Annotated in this window: 18 protein-coding genes; 8 read left to right on the forward strand and 10 right to left on the reverse strand. The window is 70.7% G+C overall.

Features of this window, described 5'->3' with window-relative positions; all coding sequences use genetic code 11:
• Nucleotides 1–43: 43 nt before the first annotated feature.
• Nucleotides 44–1,036 carry an aldo/keto reductase gene (locus J7I94_RS10970; RefSeq protein WP_215166819.1) on the forward strand — a complete coding sequence of 331 codons (993 nt, stop codon included), beginning with the start codon at nt 44–46 and terminating at the stop codon, nt 1,034–1,036.
• Between the two features lie 187 nt (nt 1,037–1,223).
• Entirely contained in the window at nt 1,224–1,604 is a 381-nt protein-coding gene (locus J7I94_RS10975; RefSeq protein WP_215166821.1) for a VOC family protein, read from the forward strand.
• On the opposite strand, the gene thpR is transcribed toward J7I94_RS10975, so the two are convergent.
• On the reverse strand, nt 1,601–2,164 hold the full coding sequence (gene thpR, locus J7I94_RS10980; RefSeq protein ID WP_215166822.1) for an RNA 2',3'-cyclic phosphodiesterase: 564 nt from the start codon (nt 2,162–2,164) through the stop codon (nt 1,601–1,603). The two genes, J7I94_RS10975 and thpR, sit on opposite strands and share 4 nt — an antisense overlap.
• 95 nt (nt 2,165–2,259) lie before the next feature.
• On the opposite strand from thpR, the gene J7I94_RS10985 reads away from it, so the two are divergent.
• On the forward strand, nt 2,260–2,847 hold the full coding sequence (locus J7I94_RS10985) for a Uma2 family endonuclease (RefSeq protein WP_215166823.1): 588 nt from the start codon (nt 2,260–2,262) through the stop codon (nt 2,845–2,847).
• 6 nt (nt 2,848–2,853) lie between these two features.
• On the opposite strand, the gene J7I94_RS10990 is transcribed toward J7I94_RS10985, so the two are convergent.
• Nucleotides 2,854–4,215: an MFS transporter gene (locus J7I94_RS10990; protein ID WP_215166824.1), complete on the reverse strand. Its 1,362-nt coding sequence runs from the start codon at nt 4,213–4,215 to the stop codon at nt 2,854–2,856.
• Nucleotides 4,216–4,242: 27 nt separating this feature from the next.
• A complete protein-coding gene (locus J7I94_RS10995) occupies nt 4,243–4,680 on the reverse strand; it encodes a MarR family winged helix-turn-helix transcriptional regulator (protein ID WP_215166825.1) in 438 nt (145 codons plus the stop codon).
• 167 nt (nt 4,681–4,847) lie between these two features.
• On the opposite strand from J7I94_RS10995, the gene J7I94_RS11000 reads away from it, so the two are divergent.
• Nucleotides 4,848–5,030, forward strand: coding sequence for a BrnA antitoxin family protein (locus tag J7I94_RS11000; RefSeq protein ID WP_215166837.1), 183 nt, complete (start codon nt 4,848–4,850; stop codon nt 5,028–5,030).
• A gap of 16 nt (nt 5,031–5,046) precedes the next feature.
• On the opposite strand, the gene J7I94_RS11005 is transcribed toward J7I94_RS11000, so the two are convergent.
• Nucleotides 5,047–6,474, reverse strand: a complete 1,428-nt coding sequence (locus tag J7I94_RS11005; protein WP_215166826.1) for an NCS2 family permease — start codon at nt 6,472–6,474, stop codon at nt 5,047–5,049.
• Nucleotides 6,475–6,632: 158 nt separating this feature from the next.
• Here J7I94_RS11005 and J7I94_RS11010 point away from each other — a divergent pair, with 158 nt between their 5' ends.
• A complete protein-coding gene (locus J7I94_RS11010; protein ID WP_215166827.1) occupies nt 6,633–6,926 on the forward strand; it encodes a DUF2530 domain-containing protein in 294 nt (97 codons plus the stop codon).
• 98 nt (nt 6,927–7,024) lie between these two features.
• Entirely contained in the window at nt 7,025–9,427 is a 2,403-nt protein-coding gene (locus J7I94_RS11015; RefSeq protein ID WP_215166828.1) for an HAD-IC family P-type ATPase, read from the forward strand.
• A 9-nt stretch (nt 9,428–9,436) separates the two neighbouring features.
• Here J7I94_RS11015 and J7I94_RS11020 read toward each other — a convergent pair whose 3' ends face one another.
• The 6 genes from J7I94_RS11020 to J7I94_RS11045 all read right to left on the reverse strand — a co-directional run bounded on the left by J7I94_RS11020 (nt 9,437) and on the right by J7I94_RS11045 (nt 17,463).
• Nucleotides 9,437–10,327 carry a hypothetical protein gene (locus J7I94_RS11020; RefSeq protein WP_215166829.1) on the reverse strand — a complete coding sequence of 297 codons (891 nt, stop codon included), beginning with the start codon at nt 10,325–10,327 and terminating at the stop codon, nt 9,437–9,439.
• Nucleotides 10,328–10,487: 160 nt separating this feature from the next.
• Entirely contained in the window at nt 10,488–11,243 is a 756-nt protein-coding gene (locus J7I94_RS11025) for a calcium-binding protein (RefSeq protein ID WP_215166830.1), read from the reverse strand.
• 14 nt (nt 11,244–11,257) lie between these two features.
• On the reverse strand, nt 11,258–12,136 hold the full coding sequence (locus tag J7I94_RS11030; RefSeq protein ID WP_215166832.1) for a calcium-binding protein: 879 nt from the start codon (nt 12,134–12,136) through the stop codon (nt 11,258–11,260).
• A gap of 182 nt (nt 12,137–12,318) precedes the next feature.
• The gene (locus tag J7I94_RS11035; RefSeq protein ID WP_215166833.1) at nt 12,319–15,486 is read right to left on the reverse strand and encodes a sacsin N-terminal ATP-binding-like domain-containing protein; all 3,168 of its coding nucleotides are present in this window, start codon (nt 15,484–15,486) and stop codon (nt 12,319–12,321) included.
• 250 nt (nt 15,487–15,736) lie between these two features.
• Nucleotides 15,737–16,339: a transposase family protein gene (locus tag J7I94_RS11040; protein ID WP_215166834.1), complete on the reverse strand. Its 603-nt coding sequence runs from the start codon at nt 16,337–16,339 to the stop codon at nt 15,737–15,739.
• A 152-nt stretch (nt 16,340–16,491) separates the two neighbouring features.
• Entirely contained in the window at nt 16,492–17,463 is a 972-nt protein-coding gene (locus J7I94_RS11045) for an SDR family NAD(P)-dependent oxidoreductase (protein ID WP_215166835.1), read from the reverse strand.
• Nucleotides 17,464–17,528: 65 nt separating this feature from the next.
• On the opposite strand from J7I94_RS11045, the gene J7I94_RS11050 reads away from it, so the two are divergent.
• Nucleotides 17,529–18,101, forward strand: a complete 573-nt coding sequence (locus tag J7I94_RS11050) for a TetR/AcrR family transcriptional regulator (protein WP_374198377.1) — start codon at nt 17,529–17,531, stop codon at nt 18,099–18,101.
• 177 nt (nt 18,102–18,278) lie between these two features.
• Nucleotides 18,279–18,884: a hypothetical protein gene (locus tag J7I94_RS11055; RefSeq protein ID WP_215166836.1), complete on the forward strand. Its 606-nt coding sequence runs from the start codon at nt 18,279–18,281 to the stop codon at nt 18,882–18,884.
• The last annotated feature ends 16 nt before the right edge of the window (nt 18,885–18,900 follow it).

Here is an 18,900-nt window from a genome sequence, read left to right on the forward strand (position 1 = left end):
ACCGCTTGCCTGGAGCGCACTCCAAGCCGTTGGCTTGGGGACCATGAAGTACACGCAGCTCGGACGCACCGGTCTCAAGGTCAGCCGCCTCGTTCTCGGGACCATGAACTTCGGTCCGCAGACCGACGAGGCCGACAGCCACACCATCATGGACGCCGCGCTCGACGCGGGCATCAACTTCTTCGACACCGCCAACGTCTACGGCTGGGGTGAGAACAAGGGCCGCACCGAGGAGATCATCGGCAACTGGTTCGCCCAGGGCGGCGACCGGCGCGACCGGACCGTCCTCGCCACCAAGGTGTACGGCAACATGGGCGCCGACGGCGAGGTGTGGCCCAACCACGACAAGCTGTCCGCCGTGAACATCCGGCGGGCCGTCGACGCCAGCCTCAAGCGGCTCAAGACCGACCGCATCGACCTGTACCAGTTCCATCACGTCGACCGGAACACCCCGTTCGAGGAGATCTGGCAGGCCATCGACGTCCTGGTCCAGCAGGGCAAGATCCTCTACGCCGGCTCCTCCAACTTCCCCGGCTACAAGATCGCCCAGGCCAACGAGCTGGCCGCCCGCCGCGGGGGCACCATCGGCCTGGTCAGCGAGCAGTGCCTGTACAACCTCGCCGAGCGCCGCGCCGAGATGGAGGTCATCCCGGCCGCCCAGGAGTACGGACTCGGCGTCATCCCCTGGTCGCCGCTGCACGGCGGTCTGCTGGGCGGCGTCCTCAAGAAGGAGGCCACGGGCGGACGCCGGGCGAGCGGCCGGGCCGCCGACACCCTCGCCGACCCCGCGGCCCGCGCCCGGATCCAGGCGTACGAGGACCTGCTCGACAAGCACGGGCTGGAACCCGGCGAGACCGCACTGGCCTGGCTGCTCACCCGGCCCGGCGTGACCGGCCCGATCGTCGGCCCGCGCACCGCCGGCCAGCTGGCGTCCGCGCTGCGCGCCGTCGAGCTGGAACTGTCCGGGGAGCTGCTGGCCGGGCTGGACGAGATCTTCCCCGGCCCCGGGCCCTCCCCGGAGGCCTTCGCCTGGTAGGACGGCGACGGCGGCGCACGGGCGCGCGCTAGTTACCGAGCGCCGCCGCCACCGCGACCACCACGAGCATCAGCACAAGCACACCGGCCATGATCCGGTTCCGGGTTTTCGGGTCCACGGCACCGAGCCTAATTCTTCGCCGGCACCGCGGTGACCCCGGGTGCCCGTCCAGGAAGGTCGCTTCCCGATGCACAGAAGCCGGGTGTACGCCGTCATCATCGACGCCCCCGAAGCCGAGGCCGCCCGGTCGGCGGACTTCTGGTCGGCGGCACTGAGCGCCGAGGCCCGGCCGTTCCCGCCGGCACCGCAGTTCACCAGCCTGCGCCACGCCCTGCCGGGGCTGGTCACCGCCGTACAGGCGGTCGACGACGCGCCGCGCATGCACCTGGACATCGAGACGGACGACGTCGAGGCGGAACTCGCGCGCCTGACCGCGCTGGGCGCGCGGCGCGTCGCGCGGTGGCAGGAGTGCCATGTGCTGCGGGCGCCCGGCGGGCACCTGCTCTGCGTGCTGCCGCGGGAGAGCGACGCCGAGACCTTCCGGGCGGGCGCCACCGTCTGGCCCTAACCCAGCGGCAGCCGGGCGAGCGCCTCGTACCGGGGCCGCTCCCCCGGCACCCCGGAGGCGGGCAGGTTGCTGCGGACCAGGGTCAGCTCGGTGACCTGCCAGGTACGGCCGGTGAAGCCGTCGAGCACCTCCAGGTACGGGCGTACGTCGTAGGCGTCCCGGCCGCGGGCGACGGTGAGGTGCGGGGTGTAGCGGCGGTGCTCGCCCATCTCCACGCCCGCCTTGCGGCCCGCCGCCTCGGCGCGGTCCGCCAGCAGGCGCAGGGTGCGCAGCTCGCCCTCCGCCCCCGCCCACAGGGCCCGGCCCCGCCCGAACTGTCCGCCGCCGCGCAGGGCCAGCGCGAACGGTTCGGTGCGGCGGGCGGCCCGCGCCAGCCGCTGCGACAGCTCCGGTACGAGGGTGTCGTCGACCTCCCCGTAGAAGGCGAGCGTGAAGTGCCAGCCGGGGCGGCCGGTCCAGCGCAGCCGCTCCGCGCCGGGCAGCCGCCGCAGCCGGTCCGCCTCGGCGGCCAGTTCCCGGACGGCGTCCTCGGGCGGCAGCACGGCGGCGAAGAGTCTCATGGGTCACAGTCTGCCCGGCGTGTCCTGGTCACCGTGCGTATCGTTGTACTGCGCGGCTGCCCCCTACCGAGCGGCAGCCGGGGAGGAGCGCCACGATGACCGTCCTCGCAGACAGGATCGAGATGGCCGAGGAGAGCGTCGAGCTGACGTTGGACGTCATGTTCGACTGGCTTGAGAAGTTGCCCGTCCCCGAGGGTTACAAGACCGAAATCGTCGGGGGTCACATCTTCATGACGCCGCAGCGGGACACCCACTGGGACATCATCGCGGACATCTACGACCAGTTGCGTACCAAGTACCCGCGCAAGCGCGTCAAGTCCGACGTCCGCATGGACTACCCGGGGTACCTCAACGGGTTCGCCTCCGACGTGGTGGCCCTCGCGGAGGGGGCGGAGAAGGACGACAAGGGGCACTGGCGTCATGAAGACGTCGAGTTCGTCGCCGAAGTCATCTCCAGGAAGACCGCCGCCAACGACTACGGCCCCAAAAAAGACACCTACGCCACCGCCGGCGTACCGGTCTACCTGATCGTCGACCCGTACACCGGCCAGTGGCACCTGCACACGCTGCCCAAGGACGGCACCTACCACGGCAGTGTCAGTTTCGGGTTCGGGGAGGACATCGACCTCACCGACTCCCCCGTCGGCCTGGTCCTGAAGACCGACGGGTTCCCCCGGGACTGAGGGGCGTCACGCCGCCGGCGCCAGCTCCTCCCGGCTGCCGCGCGGCACGAACCGCACCTGCGGATGGCCGTGGTGCCAGCCGACCGAGAGGCGCAGGTTGCCCAGGCGGGCCAAGATCACGCCGGTCACCGCCGCCGCCAGGAAGGCCACCGTGCCGCCGGCCGCGAAGCCGGCGCGCGCGCCGTAGGTGTCCGTGACCCAGCCGACGATCGGCGCGCCGACCGGCGATCCGCCCAGGAACACCATCATGTACAGGGACATCACCCGGCCCCGCATCGCCGGGTCGGTGGACATCTGGATGCTGGTGTTGGCGGTGACGTTCACCGTCATGCTGAACAGGCCGATGGGGACCATGAGCAGCGCGAACAGCCACAGTTCCGGAGCCGCGGCGGCCACGATCTCCAGCGCGCCGAAGCCCATCGCCGCCGCGATCAGCAGCCGCAGCCGGGCCGTGCCGCGCCGGGCGGCGAGCAGCGCGCCGGCCACCGAGCCGACCGCCATCAGGGTGTTGAAGAGGCTGTAGGTGCCCGCCCCGGAGTGGAAGACGTCGTCGGCGAAGGCGGACAGGAACACCGGGAAGTTGAAGCCGAAGGTGCCGATGAAGCCGACCAGGACGATGGTCCACAGCAGGTCCGGGCGCCCGGCGACATAGTGCAGGCCCTCCCGCAGCTGGCCCTTGCCGCGCGGGGTGCGCTCGACGGTGTGCAGCTCGCGGGCCCGCATCAGCAGCAGCCCGGTGAGCGGGGCGACGAACGAGACGCCGTTGAGGAAGAACGCCCAGCCGGTGCCGACGCCGGTGATCAGCAGGCCCGCGACGGCGGGGCCGACCAGGCGGGCGGACTGGAAGTTGGCCGAGTTCAGGCTGACCGCGTTCTGCAGCTGGTCGCGGCCGACCAGCTCGGAGACGAAGGACTGCCGGGCCGGGTTGTCGACCACGGTCGCCAGGCCCATGACGAAGGCGGCGACGTAGACGTGCCAGACCTGGACGTGCCCGGTCAGGGTGAGGGCGGCGAGGGCCAGCGCGGTCAGGGCCATGGACGACTGGGTGACCAGCAGCGTGGGGCGCTTGCGCAGGCGGTCGACCAGGACACCGCCGTAGAGGCCGAACAGGAGCATCGGCAGGAACTGGAGGGCGGTGGTGATGCCGACGGCGGCGGAGGAGCCGGTGAGGCTCAGCACCAGCCAGTCCTGGGCGATGCGCTGCATCCAGGTGCCGATGTTCGAGACGACCTGGCCCATGAAGAACAGGCGGTAGTTCCTGACCTTCAGGGAGGCGAACATCGAGGTCTTGCGGTCGGTGTCGGGGGTGGGCGGGTCGTCGTGGGGGTCAGGTGCGGGGGCGGAGTGTGCTCCGGGTCCCGTACTCAAAAGGGTTCGCCTCCTCGTCCATGCCGCTTACAGGTGTGCGAGCTTCTCCAGCACGGGGGCGGCGGCGCGCAGCTTCGCCCACTCGTCCTCGTCGAGGCCCTCGACCAGCGTGGCCAGGAACGCGTTCCGTTTGCGGCGGCTCTCGTCGAGCATCACCACGGCCTGCTCGGTCGGCGTCACGACCTTCTGGCGCCGGTCCTCGGGGTGCGGTTCCAGGCTGACCAGTCCCTTGGCCTCCAGCAGCGCCACGATGCGGGTCATCGAGGGCGGCTGGACGTGCTCCTTGCGGGCCAGTTCGCCCGGGGTGGCACGGCCGCAGGTGGACAGGGTGCCGAGCACCGACATCTCGGTGGGGCTGAGCGACTCGTCGACGCGCTGGTGCTTGAGCCGACGGGACAGCCGCATCACGGCGGATCGCAGGGAGTTCACGGCGGCGGCGTCGTCGCCGTGGGTGAGGTCCGGCATGTCCTTAGCTTAACTCATTAGACTGGCGAAGGACCACCGGGGGTGCGGAGGCGGGCCGTGACCCTGACCACTCGCCCTGGCCCCGTTCCACCCTCGCTTCACTCGTACGAGTGAGCAAGTGCGGAAAGCTGTACGCCACCCCGTGGCGCGGGGTGACCCTCGTCCCCATGGGGACCAGCGTGCTCAGCCTGCGGATGGACGGGGAGCTGCTCGAACGGCTCCGGGACCGTGCGGCCAGAAGAGGGATGAGCGTCCAGGACTATGTCGTCCGGACGCTCATCCGCGATGACTTCGACGAGCGGTTCCAGTCCGCCGTGGAAGAGACCGAGAGGTTCTACGGGGTCACGTGAGGGGTCACGGGACGGCTCACGTCAGACCCAGCGCCGGCATCAGGTAGTAGAAGGCGAACACCGCCGACACCACGTACATCGCCGCCGGCACCTCGCGGCCCCGCCCGGCCGCCAGGCGCAGCACCGCGAAGGTGATGAAGCCCATGCCGATGCCGTTGGTGATCGAGTAGGTGAACGGCATCATCAGCATCGTCACGAAGGCCGGGATGGCGATCGTGTGGTCCGCCCAGTCGATCTGCTTGATCGAACCCGCCAGGATCAGGAAGCCGACCGCGATCAGCGCGGGCGTGGCCGCCTGGGACGGCACCATCGTGGCGATCGGGGTGAGGAAGAGGCCGACGGCGAACAGCAGACCGGTGACGACGTTGGCGAAGCCGGTCCGGGCGCCCTCGCCGACGCCCGCCGTGGACTCCACGAACGCGGTGGTGGCCGACGAGGAGCTGGCACCACCGGCGGCGACCGCGATGCCGTCGATCATCAGGACCTTGTTGATGCCCGGCATCTGACCCTGGGCGTCGGTCAGCTTCGCCTCGTCGCTGACGCCCATGATCGTGCCCATCGCGTCGAAGAAGCACGACAGCAGCACGGTGAAGACGAACAGCACGCCGGTCAGCACGCCGACCTTCTCGAACCCGCCGAACAGGCTGACCTCGCCGACCAGCCCGAAGTCCGGGGTGGAGACGGGGTTGCCGGGCCACTCGGGGGTGGTCAGGCCCCAGGAGGGGATGTCGGCGACGAGGTTGACGATCACCGCGACGACCGTCATCACGACGATCGAGATCAGGATGGCGCCGGGCGTCCTGCGGACGATCAGCGCCAGCGTGAGCAGCACGCCGAGGGCGAAGATCAGGACCGGCCAGCCGTTCAGGTGGCCGCCGTCCCCGAGCTGGAGCGGCACGGTGGTCTGCGCGGCGTCCGGCATGCGGGTGACGAACCCGGAGTCGACCAGGCCGACGATCATCACGAAGAGGCCGATGCCGATCGAGATCGCCTTGCGCAGCCCGTGCGGCACGGCGGACATGACGCGCTCGCGCAGACCGGTGGCGACCAGCAGCATGACGACGAAACCGGCCAGCACGACCATGCCCATGGCGTCCGGCCAGGACATCCGCGGGGCGAGCTGGAGGGCGACGACCGAGTTCACGCCGAGACCGGCGGCGAGCGCGATCGGGACGTTGCCGATGACGCCCATGAGCAGGGTGGTGAACGCCGCCGTCAGCGCGGTCGCGGTGACCAGCTGGCCGTTGTCCAGCTGATGGCCGTACATGTCCTTCGCGCTGCCCAGGATGATCGGGTTCAGCACGACGATGTAGGCCATCGCGAAGAAGGTGGCGAATCCGCCCCGGACCTCGCGGGCGAGCGTGGAGCCGCGCTCGGAGATCTTGAAGTAGCGGTCGAGAGCCCCGTACGGGGGCTGGGCCGGGGTGGACATGCGAGACCTCATCACCAAGCGGTCCCCCACACGGCCTCTTGGTGTTTTCTACGAATGAAAGTGGTCAGGAACAAACGGTTTCAGTATGAACGTATGAGGGAAATAAAGCCATCTCCGCGCGTAGACCCGCGTGCCGGACGCGCCCCGGCCCCGCCTCGTAAGCTGTGCGCATGGCGAAGTGGACACCGAAGCACGAGGCGCCGGAGCCCCTGGAGGGCCCCGTGGTCGCCACCATCACCGGCGGCACGGTCATCTGGTTCGTCCTCTTCCTGGCCCAGCTCCCCTTCTACGGCTGGTTCGACGACCACGGGCACCTGTGGTGGGTGTGGACCTGCCTGGCCGGCGCCGGGCTCGGCCTGATCGGCATCTGGTACGTCCGCAGGCGCGACGCCGCCATCAAGCGGGCCCGCGCGGCCGACGGCACACCCGGGGCAGCGGACCGGAGCGCCCAGGGCGCCGCGTAGTACCACGGCAGCACTTTCCGCCCCGACCGTCCTCCCCAGGTCGGAACTTCCGCCCTTCCGCCGTGTGGGGCCCCGCGTCCGCACGTACCGTCGAACGCATGACGCACATCGACGCGGGCGCCGAACTCGATCCCGTGCACCCGGTGCCGCTCCCGGTGTCGGCCGCCGGACTGACCTCCGCGGAGGTCGCCGAACGGGTGGCCCGGGGCCAGGTCAACGACGTGCCGGTGCGCAGCAGCCGGTCGACGCTGGACATCGTCCGCGCCAACGTCTTCACCCGGTTCAACGCGATCATCGGCGTGCTCTGGGTGATCATGCTGATCGTGGCGCCGATCCAGGACAGCCTGTTCGGCTTCGTCATCCTCGCCAACACCGGCATCGGCATCGTCCAGGAGTGGCGGGCGAAGAAGACCCTGGACTCGCTCGCCCTGATCGGCGAGGCCCGGCCGGCCGTACGGCGCGACGGGCGGCCCACCGAGATCGGCACCTCCGAGATCGTGCTGGACGACGTGATCGAGTTCGGCCCCGGGGACAAGGTGGTCGTCGACGGCGTGTGCGTCGACACCGACGGGCTGGAGATCGACGAGTCGCTGCTCACCGGTGAGGCCGACCCGGTGGTCAAACGCCCCGGCGACCAGGTGATGTCCGGCAGCTTCGTGGTCGCGGGCGGCGGGGCGTACCGGGCGACGAAGGTGGGGCGGGAGGCGTACGCCGCGCAGCTCGCGGAGGAGGCGTCCCGGTTCACCCTCGTCCACTCCGAGCTGCGCTCCGGGATCTCCACGATCCTGAAGTACGTCACCTGGATGATGGTGCCGACCGCGATCGGCCTGATCATCAGCCAGCTGGTCCGCGAGGACAACGACCTCGCCGACTCCGTCGCCCGCACCGTCGGCGGCATCGTCCCCATGGTCCCCGAGGGCCTGGTGCTGCTCACCTCGGTCGCCTTCGCGATCGGCGTGATCCGGCTGGGCCGCAAGCAGTGCCTGGTCCAGGAACTGCCCGCGATCGAGGGCCTGGCCCGCGTCGACACGGTCTGCCTGGACAAGACGGGCACGCTGACCGAGGGCGGCATGGACGTCACCGCGATACGGCCGCTGGGCGGCGCCGAGGAGGGGTACGTACGGCGGGTGCTCGGCGCCCTCGGTGCCGCCGAGCCGCGTCCCAACGCCTCCCTCCAGGCGATCATCGACGCCTGCCCGGACGGCGCCGGCGACTGGCGCCCCACCGGGGCCCTGCCCTTCTCCTCCGCCCGCAAGTACAGCGGCGCCCGCGTCGAGGAGGCGGACGGCACCACCCGGACCTGGCTGCTGGGCGCCCCCGACGTGCTGCTGGCCGAGGACGACCCGGCGCTGGCGGAGACCGGGCGCCTCAACGAACAGGGCCTGCGGGTGCTGCTGCTGGTCCGGGCCGACGGGCGGAGCCTGGACGACCCGAGGGCGGCCGAGGGCGCCGAGCCGGTCGCCCTGGTCGTGCTGGAGCAGCGGCTGCGCTCCGACGCCGCCGACACCCTGCGCTACTTCGCCGAGCAGAACGTCCGGGCCAAGGTCATCTCCGGCGACAACGCGGTGTCGGTGGGCGCGGTGGCCGGCAAGCTCGGGCTCGGCGGCACGGCGGTCGACGCGCGCCGGCTGCCCGCCGAGCGGGACGAGATGGCCGGGGCGATCGACGAGAACACGGTGTTCGGGCGGGTCACCCCGCGGCAGAAGCGGGAGATGGTGGGCGCCCTGCAGTCCCGGGGGCACACCGTCGCGATGACCGGTGACGGCGTCAACGACGTCCTCGCCCTCAAGGACGCCGACATCGGCGTCGCGATGGGCGCGGGGTCGGAGGCGACGAAGGCGGTCGCGCAGATCGTGCTGCTGAACAACAGCTTCGCCACACTTCCGTCGGTGGTCGCCGAGGGCCGCCGGGTGATCGGCAACATCACCCGCGTCGCGACGCTCTTCCTGGTCAAGACGGTCTACTCGGTGCTGCTGGCGATCCTGGTGGTGTGCTCGCAGGTGGAGTACCCGTTCCTGCCCCGCCACCTCACCCTGCTGTCCACCCTCACCATCGGCGTCCCGGCCTTCTTCCTCGCCCTGGCCCCCAACAAGGAACGGGCGCGGCCCCACTTCGTGCGGCGGGTGATGCGGTACGCGATCCCCGGCGGGGTGCTGGCCGGGGCGGCGACCTTCGCGACGTACCTGGTGGCGCGGCACCACTACAGCGGGCCGGACGCGCTGGCGGCGGAGACCAGCTCGGCGACGCTGACGCTGTTCCTGATCTCGCTGTGGGTGCTGGCGATCATCGCCCGCCCCTACACCTGGTGGCGGATCGGGCTGGTGGCGGCGATGGGCGCCGGGTTCCTGGTGGTGCTGGCCGTGCCGTGGCTCCAGGACTTCTTCGCGCTGAGGCTGGTCGGCACGGTGATGCCGTGGACCGCGGTCGGCATCGCGGCGGTGGCGGCGGCCGCCCTGGAACTCACGTGGAGACTGGTCGACCGCCGCTTTCCCGTCCGGTGAGGCCGGGGACTACTTCACGTCGACGTAGTCACCGGTGGCGGTGGCCTTGCCGCCGGTCGGGGAGCCGTTGAAGACGAAGCGGTAGTAGCCGTCCGCCGACGCCTTGACGGTCGTCTTCAGGGCGCCGGTGGAGGTGGACTTGATGCCCTTGACGTTGGTGTAGGTGCTGGAGCTCTTCGCGCGGTACTGGAGGACCACGGACTGGCTGCCGTAGCCGACGTACTTGCTGGTGTCCCAGTCGGCGCGGGTGAGCTTGCCGGTGATGGTGAGGGTGGCACCCTTCTTGACCGGCTCCGGGGCGGCGTTGACGGTCACCTTGGAGGTGCGCAGGACCTTGCGGGTGCCCACGTTCTCCAGGAGCTTCTCGTCGTCCTCGGTGACCACGACGACGCCGACGCGCCAGGTGCCGGCGTCCGTGTTGATCAGCTCGTCCGGCAGGAAGGTGACGGTGGTCGAGCACTTCAGCGCGGTCGAGGAGACCTCGGTGCAGGCGGCCGCGTCGTCGGAGGCGAAGCCCCAGGTGGCGTCCTCGACCGAGGTGCCGTGGTAGATCATCGCCGCGGTGCCGTAGGCGCCCAGGTCGCCGGTGTGGTTCAGGGTGTACGTGAGCGGCACGGTGTAGCTGCCGGTCGTACCGACGACGACGTCCTTGTTGTTGTTGACCGTCACGCCGGAGACGGTGACGTCGAGCGCGGCGGCGGCCTTCACGGAGGCGCCGCTGCGGGCGGCGGGCGCGGACGCGTCGGCCTTCAGGCCGGCCTTGAGGTCGGCGGTGGTGTCGCCGACGGTCGCCCCGAAGGACGGCCGGGTGTCGTCGGCGGCCTGTGCGACGGCCGGCACGACGAGGGCGGAGAGAGCCAGGGCGCCGGTGACGGCGGCCACGGTGGCACGTATACGCATGTGTTGGATCCCCCACAGGGTGACAGTGGAGTCTGGCGACTCGCATGATCTGATCCGTGGCGGGAGTGACTGGTTGTACGCCCTGTGAAGCCTTGGTGGAGACGACACCGGCAGTTCACCCTGGCGTCCAGGAGGTGAACTGCCGGTGCCGGACGGCGCGTTACTTCACGTCGACGTAGTCACCCGTGGCGTTGACCGCCGGGGTGGTCGAGGTGCCCGCGAAGGCGAAGCGGTAGTAGCCGTCCGCCGACGCCTTGACGGTCGTCTTCAGGGTGCCCGTCGAGCTGGACTTGATGGTCTTGACGGTGGTGTAGGTGCTGCTGCTCTTCTTGCGGTACTGGAGCTTCACGGACTGGCCGCTGTACCCCGCGTACTTGAGCGTCTCCCAGTTGGCCCGGGACAGCTTGCCGGTGACGGTGAGGGTCTTGCCCTTCTTCACCGGCTCGGGCGTGGCGTTGGCCGTCAGCTGCGAGGCGCGCTGGAACTTGAAGGAACCGGCCTTCTCCTCCCAGACGTAGTCGCCGTCCTTGGCGTCGATCCACGCGTCCACGTACCAGGTACCGGCGCTGGCGTTGGAGAGGTAGTCGACCTTGGGGTCGATCTTCACCGTGGCCGAGCAGGTCGAGGCAGTGGCGCTGACCTTGGCGCAGGTCGGCTTCCCGGACAGGTAGAACCCGTAGTCGGGCCCCTCCAAGGTGAACGCGGAGGCGCCCGCGATGCCGGAGTTGTCCGAGGCGGTGACGCTGATCTTGACGGTCTTCAGCCCGGAGGTGCCGATGGCCACCTTGTTGTCGCCGTCGACGACCACCTTGGTGATCTTCGTGTCGCCGGCCCCGGCGGCCTGCGCGGCCGGGACGGCGAGGGCTGTCAGGGCCAGGGCGCCGACGACGGCCGCCCCGAGGGCGCGCTTGCTCATCCGCTGTGCCCTTCTCACTTCACGTCGACGTAGTCACCCGCGGCGACGGACGCCGCGGTGCTGGTGATGCCCTTGTAGTTGAAGCGGTGGTAACCGTCGGCCGCGGCCTTGACGGTCGTCTTCAGAGCGCCGCCGGAGGTGGTCTTGATGCCCTTGACGTTGCTGTAGGCGGAGCTGTTCGCCTTGCGGAACTGGAGCGCCACCGACTGGCCGCTGGGGATGCCGACGTACTTCTCGGCCTCCCAGTCGGCGCGGGTCAGCTTGCCGGTGACCGTGAGGGTGGCCCCCTTCTTCACCGGCTCCGGGGCGGCGTTGACCGTCAGCTTGGACAGCCGCTGGACCTTGACGGTCTTGTAGTCGGTGTCCTGGTAGACGCTGCCGTCGTTCGCCAGCACGGCCACGTTCACCTTCCAGGAACCGGCCAGGGCGTTGTCGTAGAGGTACCCGACCAGCTCATCGTCGTAGCCGGGACGGGCCGTGATGGTGAGCTTGCAGGTGGACTTCGTGGCGCTGGCGGCCGTGCAGGTGGCGTACTCCTGGTTCTGCACCAGGGCTCCGTCGACGTAGGTGTCGAAGTCGGTGCCGTGCCACAGCTCGACGAAGGCGTCGGTGATGCCGCTGGCGTGCGTGGCGGTCACCGACACGGTGAAGGTCTTGGCGGTGGTGGTGCCGACGACCACGTCCTTGCCGCCGTTCACCGACACGCTGGTGATGGTGGGCAGGGCGGCGGCCGAACGGGCGGTGGAGCGGTGGGCTTCGGCGCCGAAGACGTCGGCAGCGGTCGGCCGCTGCAGCAGCGAGTCGGCCGTCGAGTCGGCCTGGGCGGCCGGCACGGCGAGAGCGGACAGGGCCAGGGCGCCGGAGACGGCGGCCACGGTGGCGCGCATACGCATGCGATCCCCAAGTGGGAAAGGGGGCCCCGGCGGTCGTCGCCCCCCAACGGCTCGTGTCACGCCGGGGCCCAAGTGATCGTGGAGTCTGTTGACTCACGTGATCAGATCAACCAGGGAAACGAATGGTTGTACGGAGATGAAGAAAATGTGTCCCCGTACGCCCTGGGCCGGCCGTCGGCCGGTCAGTCGAACCAGCGGTCCCGGGCCAGTTCCTCCGTGCGGGACGGGTCCTCCAGGAGCGCGGCCACCTCGAAGCGGCGCGGCCACTGCCCCGCCGCCCAGGCGAGCCCGGCGGCGACCCCCTCCAGCGTGGCCGCGTGCAGCACGCCGTCGTCGGTGAGCCGCCAGTCGATCTCCACGCCGTCCACGACGAGTTCCTCGTGCTCGACGTAGGAGGCGGGGGTCCGGGCGCCGAGCAGCACCCGCACCGGCTCCGGTACGTCGTGCTCGGCGCCGTCGGAGTCGACGCGGCCGGTGACGGACTCGCTCAGCCGCCGTACCTGGAACAGCTCGGCCAGCTCGGCGGCGCGGACCGGCCGCACCGGCAGCAGCGGCACGCCGTCGGTGAACGGCAGCAGGTCGGGCGAGTCGACAACCACCGCGTCGGCGGCGTCCACCACCCGCACCTCGCCGTCGACGACCGCGCGCACCTCGTCCGGCAGGGTCACCTGGTCGGGGTCGAGGTCGGCCAGCGCACCGTAGAGGCCGTGCAGCTGGGCGGCGGTGACGGGCCGCTCCGGGTCGGCGAGGCGGTCCAGCAGCTCGGCCGCGCCGCCCGGCTCGTCGAGCAGCGCGGCGACGGACGTCCGTACGCCGAGCGCCCGCAGCACCTGCTCGTCGTCGAAGCCGGTGGCGTCGGCCTCGTCGTACAGGCCGCGCAGCAGCGGGTCACCGCCCGCCGCGCGCAGCCCGGCCGGGCGCCGCCCGCCGAGCACCGGGTGCCCGCGCAGCCACCACGCCGTGTACGGCCGTACGGTCTCGTGGGTGCCGTCGGGCAGCAGCATCCGCACCGGCTGGACCAGGGCGTCGCGCAGCGGCGGCCGGGAGAGGAGGGCGAGCGCCTCGGGCCACTTGTCGTCGTCGACCAGGTCCAGGTCGCGCACGGCGACGATCTCGGTGGCGACCGGCGGGACGGGCGTGTCGGGGAAGCGGTCGAGGATGTCCTCGCACCACACGTCGACGGCGTCCAGCAGACCGGCGTCGTCGGGTTCGGCGAAGTCGCCTTCCCTGGGCTCCAGTTCGTCCGGGTCGAGGACGACGTCGGTGGCGCGGACGAGGGCGAAGCCGACGAGCACCCCGCAGGCGGCCAGCGGCTCCGGGCCCCACCGGTCCGCGAGTTCCGCGTCCACCGCCGCGACCTCGTCCTCCCGCATGACGCGGGCGAACGGCCCGCCGGGGAAGACCAGTTCACCGGCCGGGGACAGCTCGCCGTCCTCGTCGGGCAGCGCGAGGGCGCCGAGCCACGGCTCGTCGCCGGGCTCCAGACCGGCGTCGCGGACCAGGCCCAGGACGGTGTCGGCCAGTTCCTCGGCGTCGAGGGCGTCCTCCTCCCAGTCGGCCGCGGAGTCGTCGTCCAGGGAGGCGGCGACGGCGGCCCGCACCTGCGGGGTGGTGAGCACCGCGCGCGGGGAGGCCGGGAGCGCGCCGAGCTTCTCCAGCAGGGGGTGGGCGGCGTCCGGGTGGGCGACCTTCAGCCCGAGCCGGGCGAGCACCTCCGGGTCGAGGGCGGCGGCGTCCGGCGTGGGCAGCAGCACCTGCCGCGGCCCGATGACCGTACGGCGGTCGGCGAGCGGCACCGGCAGCCCGGAGAGCCGGTCGGGATCGACCCCGGCCAGGCTGTCGTACAGCCGCCGCCACCAGCCGGGCTCCTTCTCAAGACCGGCCAGCCGGTCGATGGCGTCGGTCAGCGGCAGCCGGGCCACGCCCAGCGTGCGCAGCTCCACCCGCCGCTCAAGCCCTGCGGGCAGCAGGGTCGGCAGCACCTCCGCCAGCACCCGTACGGTGTCCGCGCCGGCCCCCTCGACCACCTCGGCGTCCCGGGGCCGCAGCGAGCGGGGCAGCTCGGGGTCGTCGTCCTCGCCGGGCACGGCGGCGGGCGGCAGGAAGGCGGTGCGGGGCAGCCGGTCGAGGACCGCCTGCCGCAGGGTGCCGTCCAGTTCGCCCTTGCCCAGCGCGCCGGGGACCAGGCCGATGATCCCGGCGGTGACCGGGGTCCAGTCGGCGAGCAGACCGGCGTAGGCGTCCGCCGCGCGCTGCACCAGGAAGTCGGTGAGCGGACCGGGCGCCGCGTGCCGGCGGGTGGAGTCCAGCGGGAACGACGCGATGAGCAGGGCGGGGACGCCGAGGGGCTCGTCGCTGGGGGTCGGGGCGTGCAGGACGGGGCTGGTGCGCGGCCGGACGGGGGCGCCCTCGTCGTCCACGGGCACGGCCCACGTCACCGACCAGTGCGGGCGCAGCCGCTCCTCGACCGGGCGGTCGGCGAGCAGGTCGGGGGTGAGGGGGCCGTGCGCGGTGGCGGTGCGCCAGCGGGTGACGCCCGTGGGGGTCCCCCCGCTCGAGCGAAGCCGAGAGTGGGGGAGCGAGTCCTCGACGACGGTCACGTCACCGTCGCGGCGGCGGCGCAGGGTGCGCACGACGTCCTGGTCCGCCCGCTCGACGACGACCTCCTCCAGGCCGGGCAGGGCCAGCAGCAGCGCGTCGTCCACGGCGTCCAGCAGCCGCTCGGCGAGATCGGCGGCGGCGGTGTCGCGCAGCGGCAGGATGACGACCGTGTCGTACGGGTCGGGGGCGGTGCCCTCGGCGGGGAACGGCAGCCGCAGCAGCGGTACGTGGCCGTCCCGGCGGCGGATCTCGTCGCCGAGGCCGGGGCTGTGCCGGGCGACGTCGGCGGCCAGCTCCCGGGACTCGGCCAGCGACCAGCGCACCCCGCCGTGCCGGCCGACCACGGCGGGCTCGTCGGTGACGGCCAGCACGGCCGCGAAGCCGACGCCGAAGCGGCCCACGGCGCCCTCGGCGGTGTCCCGCTTGGCCGAGGCGCGCAGGGTGGACAGCGACTCGACGCCGGCCGCGTCCAGCGGGGCGCCGGTGTTGGCGGCGACCAGCACGCCGTCCCGCAGGGTGAGCCGCAGCCGGCCCGGCACCCCGGCGCGGGCGGCGGCGTCGGCGGCGTTCTGCGCGAGCTCCACGACGAGGCGGTCCCGGTAGCCGCCGAGGACGAGGTCCTCCTCGGCGTTGGCGTCCTCCCGGAACCGGGCCGGGCTCGCCGCCCAGGCGTCCAGCACCCCGCGCCGCAGCCGTGCCGTACCGAACGGGTCCGCGCCCTCGGCGGCGGGCCGCACGAACTTGCTCACGTTCATCTCTCCTCATGGGGCCCTCAACGACGTGAGTCCGAAGGTACCGCGCTGCCAGACGCGGGCATGCATCACGCCGAACGACGTCCACCACTGCGCGGAGCGCGTCTCCGCGCCCACGGCAAAGAGAGGATTGCTCACTACAAGGCGTACTTGTCTGCTCACGGCCAAAAGCTCGAAGATGGGAAGTGAGCGTGAACTCACCTCCAGGGGATGGAGCCCATGACGACGACGCAATCGCGCCGCGACCTCAGCGCCCGTGTGGCGGACGCGTTGTCCTCCCAGGTCTTGAACGCGCTGGTAGGCAGGCGGGAATTTCGTTGCTCTTCGCGGCGACCTGGCGCTGGGCGATCACGGTCTGGCAGGCGTGGAGCGCGGCGGCGAGCAGGTGGACGGCTGCGCCGTCGGTGCGGGATCCGCGCACCGTTTTGCCGTCCACGGCCAGACCGACCAGCGTGCCATCGACCTCGTCGACCGGGTCGGCGGCATACCGGGCGAGCCAAGTGCCCACAGCGTCGTCGAACGCGTCGCCGTTCAGACGGGCTAGGAGTCGTCCCAGTGTGGGGGCGTTGGGTGTGCTGGAGGTCAGTCCGAGTTGTTCGCGCAGGTGGGAGTCGGTATCGGCGACGAAGCGGGCGATGGCAGCCAGGGACGTGGCTCCGCCGAGGACGGCGACCAGGCACAGCGCGAGCATGGAGCCCAGGCGGTAGCGGCGGCCCCGGATCCGGCGGGGATCGGGCAGCTGGCCCAACACGTCCGCCAGGCAGGCGAGCTGTGACGGTTCCGGTTTTGGGAAGGCGGAATCAGTGCCTGCGCAGTGGCGCTGCAGGACACGGATCAGGGGGGACGGCACGCGAATGCGACCTCTGTTCGTGATCAAAGGCTTCGGCAATGGCCTGCGCATCGGACGTGGCCGTCTTCGCAGGCCACGTGCTATCGGCCTTGTGGGGCGATGCGGTGACCAACAAGGAAGGCGGCGGTGCCGCTTGCTGTGGCGTCGAAAGGTCAGGCGTGGAGCAGGCTGGTCGAGACCGCCCAGAGGCGCTTGGCGGTGGCGGGATCGAGCGCCCATTCCTTGACACCGTGCGGGTGCTGCACGAGGTCGGCGTCGTTCGTCACGGTGTATGCCTCTTGTGAATCGTCGAGGTAGTGGCCTCCGGAGTGCGCGAACTCCGGGGCGACGGCCGCGACGATGCTGGTGGCAGCCCCCTGCTCGACCGTTTTGTATGTGAAGACTCCGGCGGCTTCGGCGGCGTCGAGCGACTCCTTCTGTTGCGTTGTGAAGTTCCGCTGCAGTCCCGTCGCGACACCACCGGGGTTCACCGCATTGGCAGTAATGCCGTCGGACGCCCAGCGGCGACTCGCCTCGACGGCGAAGAGAGAGTTCGCCGTCTTCGACTGGGCGTAGGCAATCTGCGGATCGTAACTGCGACGCTCGAAGTGGAGGTCGTCGAAGTCGATGCCGGCACGCATGTGCGCCGTCGAACTGACCGAGACGATCCGCGCGCCGTCGCGGTCGGCCGCTCCCAAGGCCAGGGCGCCATGAAGACCGGTGGCCAGGGCGAAGTGGCCAAGATGGTTCGTCGCGAATTGCAGCTCCCAGCCCTCACGTGTGCGTTCGAGGCCACCAGTGACGACGCCCGCGTTGTTGATCAGCAGGTGCAGCGGGCCGCCCCAGGCGTCAACGAATCGCGTGACGGTGGTCCTGTCGGCAAGGTCGAGCCGGACGACGCGGGGCCGTATCCCTCCGGTCGACTTCTCAATCGTCTCAGCGACGGCGTCCCCCGCCGTCATGTTCCGGACAGCGAGCGTCACCTCCGCCCCGGCAGCGGTCAACGCGCGAGCCGTCTCGATCCCGATTCCGGAGGAAGCTCCCGTCACGATCGCGCGGACGCCGGTGAGGTCGACGTCTCGCAGTACCTCGTCCGCGGTGCTGGAAGCGGTGAAGGGCGTGGAGATGGGTTCGCGAGCAGTCATGGCGCGACTATACACACTAGTCTTGAATTGTATAGTGCGATTCTTGCCCACGTATGCTCGGTCCTATGAACAGTCCCGATGCCAGCCACCCGCCGTCGACAGCCGCCGACACCAACCGTCGGACCATGGTTCTGGACTCCGCCATGGTCACGTTCGCGCGATTCGGTTACCGGAAGACCTCGATGGAGGAGGTGGCGCGGGCGGCGGACATCTCCCGGCCCGGGCTGTACTTCCTCTTCTCCTCAAAGGAGAGCCTGTTCCGCGCCGCCGTCACCCAGGCATTGGAGCGCGACATCACCGCGGTCGAACACGTCCTGGCCGACACCGGCCGCCCCCTTGCGGAGCGCCTCCTCGATGCGTTCGACCAGTGGGCGGGCCGCTATATCGGCCCCCTGACGCGCGATGTGGCGGTGGTCATCGAGGACAACCCTGGCCTCCTGGGGGAGATCATCGAGACCACGCCGCAACGTTTCGAGCAACTGATCACAGACGCGATTGCCGTCGAGGCAGGACAACCGGCGGCCCGCCAAGTCGCCCAGACGCTGATCAGCGCATCGACCGGCCTCAAGCACCAGGCCGCATCACGGGAGTTCTACCTCGAACGACTGGAGGTCGCCATCGATCTCCTGGCGCGCTGAAGACGCTTACCGAAGCCGCGGGAGAGAGCCCGGCCGAACAGCCAGGTCCGCACGCTCGGCCAGAAATGGCACCGATCCCCCGCCACCCGACGATCCTCCGGCATCCGGAACGTACGCCAACCCCCCAGGCGTCGCCCCCTGTTCGGCCCACTTCAACACGTCGACCCGACAGGGGAGATGGCGCAGGCGATCAGCTCATCTCGCCGACTGAGAACGCATCAACCCTGCGCCCTGAAGGACACCCTGCTGGCCGCGGAGACCTTGCTGCTGCTGCTTATGGTGGCCAATCACATGTGGTTACGCCGCATCTACATCCAACTGCGCCGGGCCAACGACCGGCACATGGCAGACGCCCGGTATTTCGCGCGGGTCCGTGAGCAATTGGAACGCGAGCTCATCGCCGGCTTCGGCGAGATCGCCGACGGACACCTGCAGGTGTACGCGTCCGAGGTGCCCCGGTTGTCCGTGTTGCTTTTCCAAGCGCTCATCGATTCCGGCACCGAACCCAAACGTGTTCTAGCAGCCGACCTCACCACTGATCCGAACCTGTTGACACAACGACGGGAGTACCTGGCCGTCAACCGGCGTTTGATCGAGGCCGGGGGAACCATCCAGCGACTGTTCATCTGCTGGCAGGACGATCTCGTCAGGCGAGAGTTCGCCCGCAACCTTCTCTCGTTTGTCGATCACCACCGTTCTCTGGGAGTTTACGGCAAATCCGGGCAACACGTTACTGCGGCCCTAGTTGACGACGCCAGCCTCGTAATTGAAAACTCTCTTTAGAGGTCATCTCACGTGG

The sequence above is a fragment of the Streptomyces sp. ISL-12 genome (genome assembly GCF_018614415.1).
Classification (GTDB): domain Bacteria; phylum Actinomycetota; class Actinomycetes; order Streptomycetales; family Streptomycetaceae; genus Streptomyces.

Coding starts and splice junctions, on each gene's coding strand:
- J7I94_RS11015 (WP_215166828.1), top strand. CDS start 7,025: ATGACGCACATCGACGCGGGCGCCGAACTCGATCCCGTGCACCCGGTG.
- J7I94_RS11010 (WP_215166827.1), top strand. CDS start 6,633: ATGGCGAAGTGGACACCGAAGCACGAGGCGCCGGAGCCCCTGGAGGGC.
- J7I94_RS11055 (WP_215166836.1), top strand. CDS start 18,279: ATGGCGCAGGCGATCAGCTCATCTCGCCGACTGAGAACGCATCAACCC.
- J7I94_RS10995 (WP_215166825.1), bottom strand. CDS start 4,680: ATGCCGGACCTCACCCACGGCGACGACGCCGCCGCCGTGAACTCCCTG.
- J7I94_RS10975 (WP_215166821.1), top strand. CDS start 1,224: ATGCACAGAAGCCGGGTGTACGCCGTCATCATCGACGCCCCCGAAGCC.
- J7I94_RS11020 (WP_215166829.1), bottom strand. CDS start 10,327: ATGCGTATACGTGCCACCGTGGCCGCCGTCACCGGCGCCCTGGCTCTC.
- J7I94_RS11005 (WP_215166826.1), bottom strand. CDS start 6,474: ATGAGGTCTCGCATGTCCACCCCGGCCCAGCCCCCGTACGGGGCTCTC.
- J7I94_RS10985 (WP_215166823.1), top strand. CDS start 2,260: ATGACCGTCCTCGCAGACAGGATCGAGATGGCCGAGGAGAGCGTCGAG.
- J7I94_RS11030 (WP_215166832.1), bottom strand. CDS start 12,136: ATGCGTATGCGCGCCACCGTGGCCGCCGTCTCCGGCGCCCTGGCCCTG.
- J7I94_RS11000 (WP_215166837.1), top strand. CDS start 4,848: ATGGGGACCAGCGTGCTCAGCCTGCGGATGGACGGGGAGCTGCTCGAA.
- thpR (WP_215166822.1), bottom strand. CDS start 2,164: ATGAGACTCTTCGCCGCCGTGCTGCCGCCCGAGGACGCCGTCCGGGAA.
- J7I94_RS11025 (WP_215166830.1), bottom strand. CDS start 11,243: ATGAGCAAGCGCGCCCTCGGGGCGGCCGTCGTCGGCGCCCTGGCCCTG.
- J7I94_RS11050 (WP_374198377.1), top strand. CDS start 17,529: ATGAACAGTCCCGATGCCAGCCACCCGCCGTCGACAGCCGCCGACACC.
- J7I94_RS10970 (WP_215166819.1), top strand. CDS start 44: ATGAAGTACACGCAGCTCGGACGCACCGGTCTCAAGGTCAGCCGCCTC.
- J7I94_RS11045 (WP_215166835.1), bottom strand. CDS start 17,463: ATGACTGCTCGCGAACCCATCTCCACGCCCTTCACCGCTTCCAGCACC.